The sequence below is a fragment of the Pseudomonas sp. Mn2068 genome (assembly GCF_049319725.1).
GTDB classification, from domain to species: domain Bacteria; phylum Pseudomonadota; class Gammaproteobacteria; order Pseudomonadales; family Pseudomonadaceae; genus Aquipseudomonas; species Aquipseudomonas gingeri.
This window is the reverse complement of the sequence record NZ_JBMOUG010000002.1, coordinates 1-12,511: the sequence shown is the minus strand read 5'-3', so window position 1 is coordinate 12,511 and position 12,511 is coordinate 1. Positions and strand designations below refer to the sequence as shown.

At 64.3% G+C, this 12,511-nt stretch carries 10 protein-coding genes; 5 read left to right on the top strand and 5 right to left on the bottom strand.

What is annotated here, in order from left to right:
• Positions 1–37: 37 nt before the first annotated feature.
• Positions 38–385 carry an ArsR/SmtB family transcription factor gene (locus tag ACL9RJ_RS04680; RefSeq protein WP_017127841.1) on the bottom strand — a complete coding sequence of 116 codons (348 nt, stop codon included), beginning with the start codon at positions 383–385 and terminating at the stop codon, positions 38–40.
• A 190-nt stretch (positions 386–575) separates the two neighbouring features.
• Here ACL9RJ_RS04680 and ACL9RJ_RS04675 point away from each other — a divergent pair, with 190 nt between their 5' ends.
• Positions 576–1,127: a cytochrome b gene (locus tag ACL9RJ_RS04675; protein ID WP_017127840.1), complete on the top strand. Its 552-nt coding sequence runs from the start codon at positions 576–578 to the stop codon at positions 1,125–1,127.
• Here the strand turns inward: ACL9RJ_RS04675 and ACL9RJ_RS04670 are convergent.
• A complete protein-coding gene (locus ACL9RJ_RS04670; RefSeq protein WP_017127839.1) occupies positions 1,117–2,034 on the bottom strand; it encodes a 1-aminocyclopropane-1-carboxylate deaminase/D-cysteine desulfhydrase in 918 nt (305 codons plus the stop codon). The genes ACL9RJ_RS04675 and ACL9RJ_RS04670 overlap by 11 nt on opposite strands.
• Before the next feature lie 80 nt (positions 2,035–2,114).
• A complete protein-coding gene (locus ACL9RJ_RS04665; protein ID WP_017127838.1) occupies positions 2,115–4,151 on the bottom strand; it encodes an NADPH-dependent 2,4-dienoyl-CoA reductase in 2,037 nt (678 codons plus the stop codon).
• Positions 4,152–4,362: 211 nt separating this feature from the next.
• On the opposite strand from ACL9RJ_RS04665, the gene ACL9RJ_RS04660 reads away from it, so the two are divergent.
• From ACL9RJ_RS04660 to ACL9RJ_RS04650, 3 genes are all read left to right on the top strand, one after another.
• Positions 4,363–5,502 (top strand): nitrilase-related carbon-nitrogen hydrolase, encoded by a 1,140-nt coding sequence (locus ACL9RJ_RS04660; protein WP_017127837.1) that lies wholly within the window; start codon positions 4,363–4,365, stop codon positions 5,500–5,502.
• Entirely contained in the window at positions 5,499–6,539 is a 1,041-nt protein-coding gene (locus ACL9RJ_RS04655; protein WP_422764943.1) for an AraC family transcriptional regulator, read from the top strand. Before ACL9RJ_RS04660 ends, ACL9RJ_RS04655 begins: the two co-directional genes overlap by 4 nt.
• Positions 6,540–6,887: 348 nt before the next feature.
• The gene (locus ACL9RJ_RS04650; protein ID WP_422764942.1) at positions 6,888–7,934 is read left to right on the top strand and encodes a transketolase-like TK C-terminal-containing protein; all 1,047 of its coding nucleotides are present in this window, start codon (positions 6,888–6,890) and stop codon (positions 7,932–7,934) included.
• Positions 7,935–7,956: 22 nt separating this feature from the next.
• On the opposite strand, the gene ACL9RJ_RS04645 is transcribed toward ACL9RJ_RS04650, so the two are convergent.
• Positions 7,957–8,427 (bottom strand): MarR family winged helix-turn-helix transcriptional regulator, encoded by a 471-nt coding sequence (locus ACL9RJ_RS04645; RefSeq protein ID WP_422764941.1) that lies wholly within the window; start codon positions 8,425–8,427, stop codon positions 7,957–7,959.
• A 179-nt stretch (positions 8,428–8,606) separates the two neighbouring features.
• Between ACL9RJ_RS04645 and aceE the strand changes: the two genes are divergently transcribed.
• A complete protein-coding gene (gene aceE, locus ACL9RJ_RS04640; protein WP_422764940.1) occupies positions 8,607–11,285 on the top strand; it encodes a pyruvate dehydrogenase (acetyl-transferring), homodimeric type in 2,679 nt (892 codons plus the stop codon).
• A gap of 9 nt (positions 11,286–11,294) precedes the next feature.
• On the opposite strand, the gene ACL9RJ_RS04635 is transcribed toward aceE, so the two are convergent.
• Positions 11,295–12,131 (bottom strand): DUF2242 domain-containing protein, encoded by an 837-nt coding sequence (locus tag ACL9RJ_RS04635; RefSeq protein WP_103033022.1) that lies wholly within the window; start codon positions 12,129–12,131, stop codon positions 11,295–11,297.
• Positions 12,132–12,511 lie beyond the last annotated feature (380 nt).

Sequence of the window (12,511 nt, the reverse complement as noted above, 5' to 3'; positions counted from 1 at the left end):
TACCCTGTCAGCTCGACGGAACGGTTCTGGAAAGTCATCAGCAGCAACGTGCCGGGCGCTCGCCCATGCCCTGCAGACGTTGGATATCCGCCGCCAGCCAGGCCTCGTTGGCCACGAGAGTGCCCTGCAACAGAGTGCTGACCCAGGGCAATAATTCCGGATGCAGGCGATAAAACACCCACTGCCCCTGGCGCCGGTCGGCCAGCAGGCCGCAACTGCGCAATTGCGCCAGGTGGCGGGAAATTTTCGGTTGGCTCAGTTCGAGGGCGGCCGTCAGCTCGCACACGCACAACTCGCCCTCGCGCAGCACCAGCAGGGCAATCCGGCTGCGGGTGTCGTCGGCCAGGCATTTGAAGAGCTCCACGGGAGAGATCGCATGGGACATGATAAAAAGCCTTTACATACGGAAAGTCGAATATACGTATTTCCATATATATCAGCAACCACTCTCGGCACGCACGAATTCCTGTCGACAGCCCTATCCCGGGCAGAGGGTTCAAAAGCGTATTAGAGTGTAGGAATGACTCCGTCGCTCAAGAACGGAGCTTCACGCCCTGATGAGTGAGGAACGGCCCATGCCCTGGAAGAACACCGACAGCCGCTACAGCAGCATGTCGATCGCCTTGCACTGGTTGATGCTGGTGCTATTGATCCTCGTCTACTGCTGCATCGAATTTCGCGGCCAGTTTCCCAAGGGCAGCGGCGGTCGCACCCTGATCGTGGAATCCCACTACATGCTCGGGCTGACCGTGTTCGTGCTGGTCTGGCTTCGGCTGCTGGCCCGGGCCATCGGCGTGGCGCCGAAGATCGTGCCGACGCCGCCGGGTTGGCAGAGGCTGCTGTCGACGCTGATGCACGGGGCCTTGTACCTGTTCATGATCGGCACCCCGTTGCTCGGTTGGCTGGTGGTCAGCGGCATGGGCCACTCGGTGATGTTCTACGGGATCGACCTGCCACTCCTGATCGCCGAGAACAAGCCCCTGGCCAAGGAAATCAAGGCATGGCACGAACTGGCCGGCACCACCGGCTACTGGCTGATCGGGCTGCATGCGCTGGCCGGGCTGTATCATCACTACGTCGTGCGGGACAACACCCTGGCGCGGATCATGCCCAGACTCAACCGCTAAACCCCCGGCGGCCCTGCAAACCGCCGGTATGCACGAATACCAGTCGCGTCCCCGCCGCGAAGCGTCCCGCCCCCACCTGCTCCCGCAGCGCCAGCAGGGCCTTGCCGGTATATAGCGGTTCCAGTGGCACCGCGCTTTGCCGCTCGCTCTCGGCGATAAACGCCAGCAATACCGGATCGACCCTGGCAAAACCACCCCGGCAGGCATCGATCAGCTCATAGCCACCGTCCGCGGCCCCGGCCTCGGCGAGAATCCTCGCCATCAATGGCGCCACGCCATGATCGCCCGGCACCGCCAGGGCAGCATACACCGGCCGCCGGCCGGCTTCGGCCAGCACCAGCCCGGCGGCGGTGGTGCCGGTACCCGCCGCCAGCCACCAACCGTGATAGTCCGTCCAGCCGATAGCCGCGAGCTGCTCGCCGACCCGATCGACCAAGATCCCGCAACCCTGCGCCCCCGCCAGGCCACCACCACCCTCGGGTACCGGGTGGAAACCCGGATAACGCGCCTGCCACGACGTCCAGAAGCCCGGCGCATGGCGTTGGCGATAGCCCTCGTAGCCGAGCCAGTGCAATTCCATGCCGAAAGCCCGGAGATCGTCGACAGTCGGGGTTTCGACGCAATGACCGCGCAGCAGGCCGACGGTGGCGAAGCCGAAGCGCTTGCCGGCGGCGGCCAGGGCGTGAAGATGGTTGGAGTAGGCACCGCCCAGGCTGATCAGGCCCTCCGCCCCGGCTTGCCGGGCGGCGGTGAGGTATTCGGTGAGCTTGAACCACTTGTTGCCGCAGATCAGTGGGTCGATCCGGTCGAGGCGCAGGATCGCCACTTCGATGCCGGCCCGGGCCAGCCAGTCGAAATGGAGGGGTTCAAGGGGCGCGTGGGGACGCCAGTCGAGCGGGGCCAGCATCGGCGCATCCATCGAGAGAAACCGCCAGTCTACCAGCCCTCGATCGCCCCCACGCTCCGCGCCGGGGCGATCGGCAGCCCTCAAAGCCCGGCGGCCAACCGCGAACCCTGATTGATCGCGCGCTTGGCATCCAGCTCGGCCGCGACGTCGGCCCCACCGATCAGGTGCACGTTCTGCCCGGCGGCCACCAGGCCGTCCTGCAGCTCTCGCAGCGGATCCTGGCCGGCACAGATGATCACATTGTCCACCGGCAGCACCTGCGGCTCACCCTCGCCGATGCGGATATGCAGCCCCTCGTCGTCGATCTTCAGGTATTCGACGCTGTTGAGCATCTGCACACGCTTGTTCTTCAAGCCGGTACGGTGAATCCAGCCGGTGGTCTTGCCCAGGCCATCGCCGACCTTGGAGGCCTTGCGCTGCAACAGGAACACCTGGCGTGCCGGTGCATGGGGTTCGGGCTTGATCCCCGCCACGCCGCCACGCGCCTCGAGCCGGGTGTCGATGCCCCACTCGCGCCAGAACGCTTCGCGATCCTGACTGGTGGCAACGCCCTGGTGCACGAGGAACTCGGAGACGTCGAAACCGATCCCGCCGGCACCGATCACCGCGACCCGGGTCCCGACCGGCTTGCGCTCCAGGAGCACGTCCAGGTAGCTCAGTACCTTGGCATTGTCGATTCCGGGAATCGCCGGCAGGCGTGGCGCGATACCGGTGGCGAGAATGATCTCGTCGTAACCGCCGGCCACCAGTTGCGCGACATCCACACGGGTATCCAGGCACAACTCGACATGGCTGGTCTGCAGCTTGCGCTTGAAGTAGCGCAGGGTTTCAAAGAACTCTTCCTTGCCCGGGACCCGCTTGGCCACGTTGAACTGGCCGCCGATCTCGCTGGCCGAATCGAACAGCGTCACTTGGTGTCCGCGCTCGGCCGCCACGGTCGCTGCGGCCAGACCCGCCGGCCCCGCGCCGACCACGGCAATCTTCTTGATCTGCTTGACCGGCAGGTAGTTGAGCTCGGTCTCGTGGCAGGCCCGCGGGTTGACCAGGCAGGAGGTCAGCTTGCCGCCGAACGTGTGGTCGAGGCAGGCCTGGTTGCAGCCGATGCAGGTATTGATCTCGTCGGCACGACCTTCGGCAGCCTTGTTGACGAAGTCCGGATCGGCCAGGAACGGGCGCGCCATGGACACCATGTCGGCATCCCCCTCGGCCAGGATCTGCTCGGCGACTTCCGGGGTGTTGATGCGGTTGGTGGTGATCAGCGGGATCGAGACCGCGCCGCGCAGCTTGGCCGTGACCTTGCTGAAGGCCGCCCGCGGGACCTTGGTGGCGATGGTCGGGATCCGCGCCTCATGCCAGCCGATGCCGGTATTGATGATGGTCGCGCCGGCCTGCTCGATGGCCTTGGCCAGTTGCACCACTTCTTCCCAGGTGCTGCCGCCCTCCACCAGGTCGAGCATCGACAGGCGGAAGATGATGATGAAATGCGGTCCGACCGCTTCACGCACCCGGCGGACGATTTCCACCGGCAGGCGCATGCGGTTTTCGTAGCTGCCGCCCCAGCGGTCGGTACGCTGGTTGGTGTGGGCCACGAGGAACTGGTTGATGAAGTAGCCTTCCGAACCCATGATCTCGACGCCGTCGTACTCGGCGTACTGGGCCAGGGTCGAACAGGTGACGAAATCGGCGATCTGTTTCTCGATCCCTTCCTCGTCCAGCTCCCGGGGCTTGAACGGATTGATCGGTGCCTGGATCGCGCTCGGGGCCACCTGTTTCGGACTGTAGGCATAACGCCCGGCATGGAGGATCTGCATGCAGATCTTGCCGCCCGCCTCATGCACAGCGTGGGTCACGATACGGTGCTGGTCCGCTTCCTCGCGGGTGGTCAGCTTGGCGGCGCCGGAGTACACCCCGCCTTCGTCGTTCGGGCCGATGCCACCGGTGACCATCAGGCCGACACCGCCCCGGGCACGCTCGGCGAAATAGGCCGCCATGCGCTCGAAACCGCCGGGCTTTTCCTCCAGGCCGGTGTGCATCGAGCCCATCAGGGTGCGGTTGCGCAGCGTGGTGAAACCCAGGTCGAGCGGGGCCAGCAGGTGCGGATACGAAGTGGCGGTCATGGTAACTCCAGGACAGGCTAGATCACGGAATGCGGGAAGCTCTGCGGCTCCCGTCAGTTGTATGACTGGCACATTAAAGAGCCGCCGACCCCTGCTCAATGACTGAAACTGACAACTTATTGATCCAAATGTGCAGCGCCCCTTGGCAAGCGCCGTCGTGCGCCCTACCCTAGTCGGCGAATCCCGCCAATGGCCGTTCGTTTTACCTTCCATGCGCAAACTTCTTGTCGGCACCTTTCTCATCGCCCTGATCGCCGCGCTCACCAGCTACGGCGTCTGGACCCAACAGCGCACGACCGGCCACTACCTGTCGGACCTGCGCATCAAACTCGCGGTGAACCAGGGGGTTCCCGGCGAGCATGGCAACCTGCTCGGCATCCAGCCGGAGCTGTTCCCCAGCGACTACCAGAGCCTGCCGCGCCTGCACCGCAAGCTCGCGGCCTACCTGCAACAGGCACGCAACCTGGGGCTGCTCAACGCCAGGACAGTGGTGGTCCTGCCCGAACATGTCGGCACCTGGCTGGTGCTGCGCGGTGAAAAGGACGACCTCTACCAGGCCATCAACCTGCAGGAAGCGATGAACTGGCTGATGGTCAGCAACCCGCTGAAATTCACCGGCGCGGTGTTCAAGGCCAAGGGCCGCAGCCGTCTGGACGACGCCCGGCTGCGCATGAAGGCGCGGACCATGGCCAGCGATTACCAGGCGCTCTTCGGCGGCCTGGCGAAAGAGTTCGGCATCACCCTGGTGGCGGGCTCGATCCTGCTGCCGACGCCGATCGTCGAACAGGGCACGCTGAAAGTCGGCCGTGGCTCGCTGTACAACGCCAGCCTGGCCTTCGGTGCCGACGGCCGCCCCATGGGCCAGCCGCAACGCCAGCTGTACCCGACCTTCGAACAACGCGGCTATGTCCTGGGGGCGTCCGACCAGCCACTGAATGTCGTCGACACGCCGGCCGGTCGCCTGGGCATCCTGATCGGCAGCGACAGCTGGTATCCGAGCGCCTACGGCCAACTCGACGCCCTGGGGGTGAAGCTGGTTGCCGTGCCGGCCTTTGTCGCCGGCAAGGGCAGTTGGGACAAACCCTGGCGCGGCTTCAAAAACGCGGTCACCCCGCCTGATGTCAGCCTGCGCCCCGGCGAACTCAGCGAAGGCGAGGCCTGGCACCGCCTGACCCTGATCAGTCGCGCTCCGGGCAGCCAGTCCATCGCCGGGATCAGCGTGTTCCTGCGTGGTCAACTCTGGGACCAGCGCAGCTCGGGGCAGAGTTTCATCAGCTACAACGGGCAGACCCTCACCCAGGACGACGCCGGTGGGCGTGGCGCCCGCCTGCTGAACCTGTGGTTGCCATGAAGCCGCTGCCGATGCGCCTCGGCGACTTGTCCGTCGGCTTCGTCCACAGCCTGGCCGACGCGGTGCGTGAATCGGGCGCCGATCCCCAGGCACTGCTGGAACAGTACGGGTTGGACCCGGCGCGCCTGGCCGAGCCCGGGGCGCGGTTGTCGATTCCGCGCTACATGCGCCTGGGCCACGCCGCGATCCAGCTTACCGGAAACCCGGCGCTGGGCCTGCACATGGGTCGCCTCAGCCGCCTGAGCCAGGCCGGACTGGCCGGCATCACCGCGGCCCAGGCGCCGACCGTGCGCGAGGCGGCACGGACCCTGACCCGCTTCGAAGCCCTCTACGGTTCCAACTACCGTGGTCAATCGAGCCTCCACGAAGATGCCGGCGGAGCCTGGCTGCGCTTCTATTCCATCAGCCCGTACAACGCCTACAACCGTTTTGTGGTCGACTCGATCATTGCCGGCTGGCTCAGGCAGTTATCGAGCGTCGCCGGCCAGGCCCTGCGGGCCGAACGAATCGATATCGAGTTCAGCGAGCCGGATTATGCCGCCGACTACCGGCTGCTCGGCGACGGCCCGGTGCACTTCGGTGCCGAGATCAATCAATTGCGCCTGGACCAGGCCAGCCTCGGCCTGCGCAACCCGGAACACTGTCCGAGTACCTGGCGGCACCTGCTGCAACTCTGTGAACGGGAACTGGAACAATTGACCCGCACCCGCAGCCTGCGTGAGCGCATCACTCAGTTGCTGGGGCCTTTGCTCAATGGTGGCCGGGAACCCGACCTGGAAGAAGTGGCGGCACGCCTGAAACTGCCGACCTGGACCTTGCGTCGCAAACTCGCCGAGGAAGGCACGCAATTTCGCGCGATTCTCAACGACACCCGCCGCGACCTGGCGATGACCTACATTCGGGATACTGAGCTGGCGTTTGGCGAAATCGCCTACCTGCTCGGCTTTGCTTCAGCCGAGGCCTTTCAACGGGCCTTCAAGCGCTGGAACGGCCAGACCCCGGGCGAGTTCCGCCGCAGTCAGCGACATTCCGCCTGAGCAAAAAAAACGCCACCGTTTACAGCTCGGTAGCGTCATCAGCCGGTTCGACCGGATCCAGCTCGAAAGCGTGGAACTCCAGCAGCTCTTCTTGATAATCGTCCATTGTGAAACTCCTTTTGCTCGTGGGTAAAAGCGCTTGTGCAACTGACCTGCAGGGCCAGCTTAAGTTGCCCGTGTTAAGGAAAAATGAAGCGCCCTCTTACCAGACGTTCTCCTGAGTAGAAAAACTAGCAGATGGGTCAGGTTTTTTTCCAGTCATTTTTTATTCACTTGAAATGTAATTGCATTTGCAATCATATGCCCGACTGATCTAGGGTTGAAAACCCCGTCCAGGCGAACCCGACCATGACCGCACTCTCCCCCCGCCCCTCAAGCCGGGCCACCGCCCTTGCCTGCATCAAGGCCCTGCAGGCCGCCCCCGCGACAGCGGGATCACCGCTGTCCAGTGTGCTGGAGATCGCCGAGCGGCTGGAGCACGGCATGGCCGCGAACCATGGGGCCTGGGTCATCCGCAATCATCGGCATCCCGATGCGCCGCGTTCGACCCGGATCAGTGCCTGGTCGATGCGTTTCTCCCGTCATCGTGCGCAAAGACCCTTGCTGTACCTGCTCAGCGCCGCCCATTCCGCCGGACTCTGTGCAGTGGCCGACGAAATCCTACAACGCGGTATCCTGTGCAACGATATCGAGACCCTGCCCTCGCGCTGGCCCAAGGGTGCGCAGCCTTCATTGCCCTTGTGGCTGGCGGGCAATCCGCGCTGCCAGCCGTTCGACCCCGCCTCGGGCGCCGAAGCCCGGGCGATTGTCCTGGCCGCCTTGCAGCGGCTGTATGTCGAAGGCGCTCCGGGGTTCTATTACCTGGCCCTGCACGATCGGGAGCAAGGTCCGGCGTTGACTGCCGAGCAGACACAGGACGCCCTCGACGGCATGTACCGCCTCTCGCCGGAACGCCCGGCGATCATCCGTCTGCTGGGGGCCGGCCAGGCACTCGAGGAAGTGCAGGCGGCTGCCGGTTTGCTGGAGCAGGACTGGGGAATCACCGCACAGGTCTGGAGCTGTCCCAGCTATACCCGGCTGGCGCGGAACGCCGCGAGTACAGCACGCTGGAACCGCCTGCACCCGGGCGCAACGAAGCGCCGCTCGCATCTGGAGAAGTGCCTGGGCGACAGCAACGCCCCGATCGTCGCGGTGACCGGCTACCCGCAGGCCGTGGTCGATCCCCTGGGCGGGTATGTCGCGGCACGATTTGTCGGGCTGGGAGCCGGCTCGATGGGGCCGGGGGCGCCTGATCGCCACTGGATCGCCGCGCTGGCCCTTGGTGCCCTGGCGGATGAACAACAGATCGCATCAGGGCTCGCCAGGCAGGCGCTTGCGCGTTATGGGCTATGTTGATCGTCGCGCGGCTATCGCCCTGTCAGGCCTTGCCACGCCCCCGCGACTCGCTACCGGCATTGCGCGCCAGATCGGCGGTACGCTCCAGGGCGTCGGCGAAACCGCGCCGCTGGCTGTCGTCGAGTTGCGACAGAAACAGCTCGGCGACCGCCTCTTCGTAGATTGCCCACATCCTCTTGCGCAAGACCCGGCCGGCCTCGGTGATCGAGGCAAATGCCCCGCGCCCATCGCCTTCGGCACGCGAGCGCACCACCAGGCCGTCCTTCTCCAGCCGGTCGACCAGCCGGGTGAGGTTGTAGCGCTCGATCGCCAGCACATCCGCCAGCTCATGCATCCGCCGAGTACCGTCCGGCCCGCTTTCCAATCCCCACAGGGCATCGTACCAGGCATAGGGTGGTAGCCCCGCGGTTGCCAGGCGCCGCTCTATCTCGCGGATAACGCTACGGTGAGCCCTGACGAAGCGGAACCATACATCGGGCTCGTTGGCAGCCATGAAAACCATCCGCAGAAAAATCAAGAGGGTTGCAATGGTAACCCATGGCGGGATAGATTCGACCTTGTAGTTGCAATTGCAACTATATTTTCAACGCGCTGCCGACGCCCACCCACAAGGTTTGCGCGTCGCATCCGTCCCGCCATCACGCTGCCCATCGGCAGCCCCAGGAGCCCGGCATGACTCACCCCAACGCCCTGATTCTCGACGATGATCCGCAGGAAACCCGCGAGTGGCTCGAATCGATCGAATCCGTTCTGTCCACCGAAGGACGCCCGCGCGCGCACTATCTGATCGACCAGCTACTGGACTTCGATGTCGCCCGCCATGGCGATTTCCACGGTCGGGTCACCACGCCCTACGTCAACACCATTGCCGTCGACCGCCAGCAGCCCTACCCCGGCAACCTGGCCATCGAACGCCGGCTGAACGCCTATATCCGCTGGAACGCCATGGCCATGGTGCTGCGGGCCGGCAAGCATTCGGGAGTCGGCGGTCATATCGCCACCTATGCTTCGGCGGCGGTGCTGTATGACGTTGGCTTCGATCACTTTTTCCGCGGTCGCACCGACAACTTCGAGGGCGACATGGTGTATATCCAGGGCCATTCCTCGCCGGGTATCTATGGTCGCGCCTATCTCGAAGGACGCGTCAGAGAAGCCCAGCTCGACAATTTCCGCCGCGAAGCCGGCGGCGACGGCCTGTCGAGCTACCCGCATCCGCGGCTGATGCCGGACTTCTGGCAGTTCCCCACGGTGTCCATGGGCCTGGGGCCGATCACCGCCGCCTACCAGGCGCGCTTCATGCGCTACCTGGAATATCGCGACCTCAAGCCGCACCAGGGCCGCAAGGTCTGGGCCTTTCTCGGCGACGGCGAGATGGACCAACCCGAGTCCCTGGCGGCGATCTCCCTGGCCGGACGGGAAAAGCTCGATAACCTGATCTTCGTCGTCAACTGCAACCTGCAGCGCCTGGACGGCCCGGTACGCGGCAACGCCAAGGTGATCCAGGAGTTCGAAAGCCTGTACCGGGCCGCCGGCTGGAACGTGATCAAGGTGATCTGGGGGGGCGGCTGGGATGCCTTGCTGGAGAAGGATCGCAGCGGCCTGCTGCGCCAACGCATGATGGAATGCGTGGATGGCGAGTATCAGAACTACAAGTCGCAGAACGGCGCCTATGTGCGCGAGCATTTCTTCGGCAAGTACCCGGCCCTGCTGGAGCTGGTGGCCGACATGACGGACGACGATATCTGGAAGCTGTCCCGCGGTGGCCACGACCCGGACAAGGTCTACAACGCCTACGCCGCCGCCATGCGCCACAGCGGGCAGCCGACGGTGATTCTCGCCAAGACCGTCAAGGGTTTCGGCATGGGCGAGGCCGGCGAAGGCCAGAATATCAACCACCAGTTGAAGAAAATGGACCTGGACGCGGTCAAGGCCTTCCGCGATCGCTTCGGCCTGGAGGTCTCGGACGAGCAGCTGGCCAAGGAAATCCCCTACCTCAAGCCCACCGCCGACAGCCCCGAAGCGCACTACTTCGCCGCGCGCCGACAACAGCTCGGCGGCCATGTGCCGGCGCGCAACACGGCCTGCGAGAGCTTGCGGATCCCACCGCTGGAAACCTTCGCCGCACAGCTCAAGGACACCGGTGAACGCTCGATATCCACCACCATGGCCTTCGTGCGCATCCTCGGCACACTGTTGAAGGATCCGCATATCGGCAAGCGGGTGGTTCCCATCGTGCCCGACGAATCACGGACCTTCGGCATGGAAAGCCTGTTTCGCCAGATCGGCATCCACTCGGCGGTGGGCCAGCTCTACACCCCGCAGGACGCCGGGCAACTGAGCTACTACAAGGAAAGCCGCGACGGCCAGATTCTCCAGGAAGGCCTGAACGAATCGGGCGGCATTTCCTCCTGGATCGCCGCCAGCACCTCCTACAGCAATCACGGCCTGATGACCGTGCCGTTCTATATCTACTACTCGATGTTCGGTTTCCAGCGGGTCGGCGACCTCGCCTGGGCGGCCGGCGATGCACGGGCCCGGGGCTTCCTGCTGGGCGCCACCTCGGGCCGCACCACGCTGATGGGCGAAGGCCTGCAGCATGACGACGGCCACAGCCATGTGCTGTCGTCGGTGATCCCCTGCTGCGTGTCCTATGACCCGACCTTCGCCTACGAACTGGCGGTGATCATCCGCGAAGGCATGCGCCGCATGTATGTCGAACAGGAGGATATCTATTACTACATCACCCTGCTCAACGAGAACTACCCGCACCCGGCCATGCCCGACGGTGTAGAGGAAGGCATTCTCAAGGGGCTCTACCTGCTCGGGAACGACGACACGCAGACCGGGGAGCGACCTCGCGTGCAATTGATGGGTTGCGGCTCGATCCTGCGCGAGGTGATGGCGGCGGCCCAACTGCTGCGGGATGACTTCGCCGTGGCTAGTGATGTCTGGAGTGCCACCAGCCTCACCGAGTTGCGTCGCGAGGGGCACACGGTGGAGCGCTGGAACCTGCTGCATCCCCAGGAGGAACCGCGGGTCAGCTATGTGGAAAGCTGTCTGAAGGACCGGGCCGGGCCGCTGGTGGTCGCCACGGACTACATGAAGATCTTCGCCGACCAGATTCGCCCTTTCGTCAGCGGCAGGCGTTTCGTGGCCCTGGGCACCGACGGTTTCGGGCAATCCGATACCCGTGAAACCCTGCGGCAGTTCTTCGAAGTGGATCGCTACTTTATCGTCCTGGCCGCGCTCAAGGCCTTGGCCGATGATGGACAGGTCCCGCGCAGCAGCGTGGCCCAGGCTATCAGCCGCTACGGTATCGAGGTCGACAAACCCGATCCCGCGGCGATCTGAAGGGAGCGTTTACTGAGCCGGCGTGGCCGGCTCGGCAGGGGTCGGCGCCGGTGTCGGCTCGGCCGGTTTGTCACTGGCGGCCGGCGTCGCCGGTGCCGTTTCGGCCGGGGTCGCCGGAGCGACTTCCGGCAATGGTTTTACCGGCTCGGGAATAGCCGGAGCCGTCAGGGCCGGAGCGACATGCGCAGGCTCGACATGGCTTGGCTCGGCGGCTTTTGCCGGCTCCGCTGCGGCTTCCGGCTTGATCGCCGCCGGAGCGGTTTCAGGCACGCCGAGATCGGCCTTGGGCTTCTCGTCAGTGTGCTTTTCCTTCTTCACTTCAGGTGGCAGGAACAACTCCACCAGGGTAAAGAAACGGTCGTAGAACTTGGCCGAGGACACCGTTTCACTGGCTACCTTGACCATCGAATCATCGGTCGAGCCGATCGGCATCGACACCGAACCCAACACCCCCACCCCCAGGCTGGCGGAGTTGTTGACCTTCTTCAGTGCGTAACGGTCCTGCAGGGCGTTGGCGAACATCGTCGAGCGATGATCGGCGCTGCCATCGGCCGCACACACGACACTGAAGCTGATCTGCAGGTGGGTATCGCCGGTCTGCTGGAAGCTCTTGTTGCCGGCCACCAGCTTCGGATCGCTGCTGGTGATGATGTAGCCCTGGCTGAGCAAGGCACGACGGGCCGCTTCACAGGACGCCGTATCGCTCACCGCGTAATTGCGCGAGAAGGTTCCGGAGTCGTCGAAATTTTCGTGTTCATAAACGGCGGTCTTGGGCGAGGAGCAGCCTGCGGCGCCCGCCAGCACCAGGGCCAGTACCACGGCACGCAAGTGGAATGATGTCGACATTGATAATCCTGAGTAAAACGGTCCGGGGCGTATTGTGCATCAGATCGCCACGCCAGAGCGCACGCTTTAGTGTCTTAACTACTCTACGACAGCGATTTTTCAGGAAAAAGACCTTCGCCCGGAGGTTCGATCAGTACCCGCAGTTTTGCAGGGGCATGAGGACTGGACGGCCATGACTGGCAGAAGTTCCACTGCCCTGCGGATCGTCGACCGGCGACAGCACTTTTTCATCGGCAAAAAAAAGCCCCGGCAAGCCGGGGCATTTTTCGTTGCTTCGAGGAGTTCAAGGGCCTCGAAGCCTTGTATGGCGCAGCGGACGGGACTCGAACCCGCGACCCCCGGCGTGACAGGCCGGTATTCTAACCGACTGAACTACCGCT

What these genes read in the sequence shown, in the direction of transcription:
- ACL9RJ_RS04650 (WP_422764942.1), top strand. Translation starts at nt 6,888, where the DNA reads ATGACCGCACTCTCCCCCCGCCCCTCAAGCCGGGCCACCGCCCTTGCC.
- ACL9RJ_RS04655 (WP_422764943.1), top strand. Translation starts at nt 5,499, where the DNA reads ATGAAGCCGCTGCCGATGCGCCTCGGCGACTTGTCCGTCGGCTTCGTC.
- ACL9RJ_RS04665 (WP_017127838.1), bottom strand. Translation starts at nt 4,151, where the DNA reads ATGACCGCCACTTCGTATCCGCACCTGCTGGCCCCGCTCGACCTGGGT.
- ACL9RJ_RS04670 (WP_017127839.1), bottom strand. Translation starts at nt 2,034, where the DNA reads ATGCTGGCCCCGCTCGACTGGCGTCCCCACGCGCCCCTTGAACCCCTC.
- ACL9RJ_RS04645 (WP_422764941.1), bottom strand. Translation starts at nt 8,427, where the DNA reads ATGGCTGCCAACGAGCCCGATGTATGGTTCCGCTTCGTCAGGGCTCAC.
- ACL9RJ_RS04675 (WP_017127840.1), top strand. Translation starts at nt 576, where the DNA reads ATGCCCTGGAAGAACACCGACAGCCGCTACAGCAGCATGTCGATCGCC.
- aceE (WP_422764940.1), top strand. Translation starts at nt 8,607, where the DNA reads ATGACTCACCCCAACGCCCTGATTCTCGACGATGATCCGCAGGAAACC.
- ACL9RJ_RS04635 (WP_103033022.1), bottom strand. Translation starts at nt 12,131, where the DNA reads ATGTCGACATCATTCCACTTGCGTGCCGTGGTACTGGCCCTGGTGCTG.
- ACL9RJ_RS04680 (WP_017127841.1), bottom strand. Translation starts at nt 385, where the DNA reads ATGTCCCATGCGATCTCTCCCGTGGAGCTCTTCAAATGCCTGGCCGAC.
- ACL9RJ_RS04660 (WP_017127837.1), top strand. Translation starts at nt 4,363, where the DNA reads ATGCGCAAACTTCTTGTCGGCACCTTTCTCATCGCCCTGATCGCCGCG.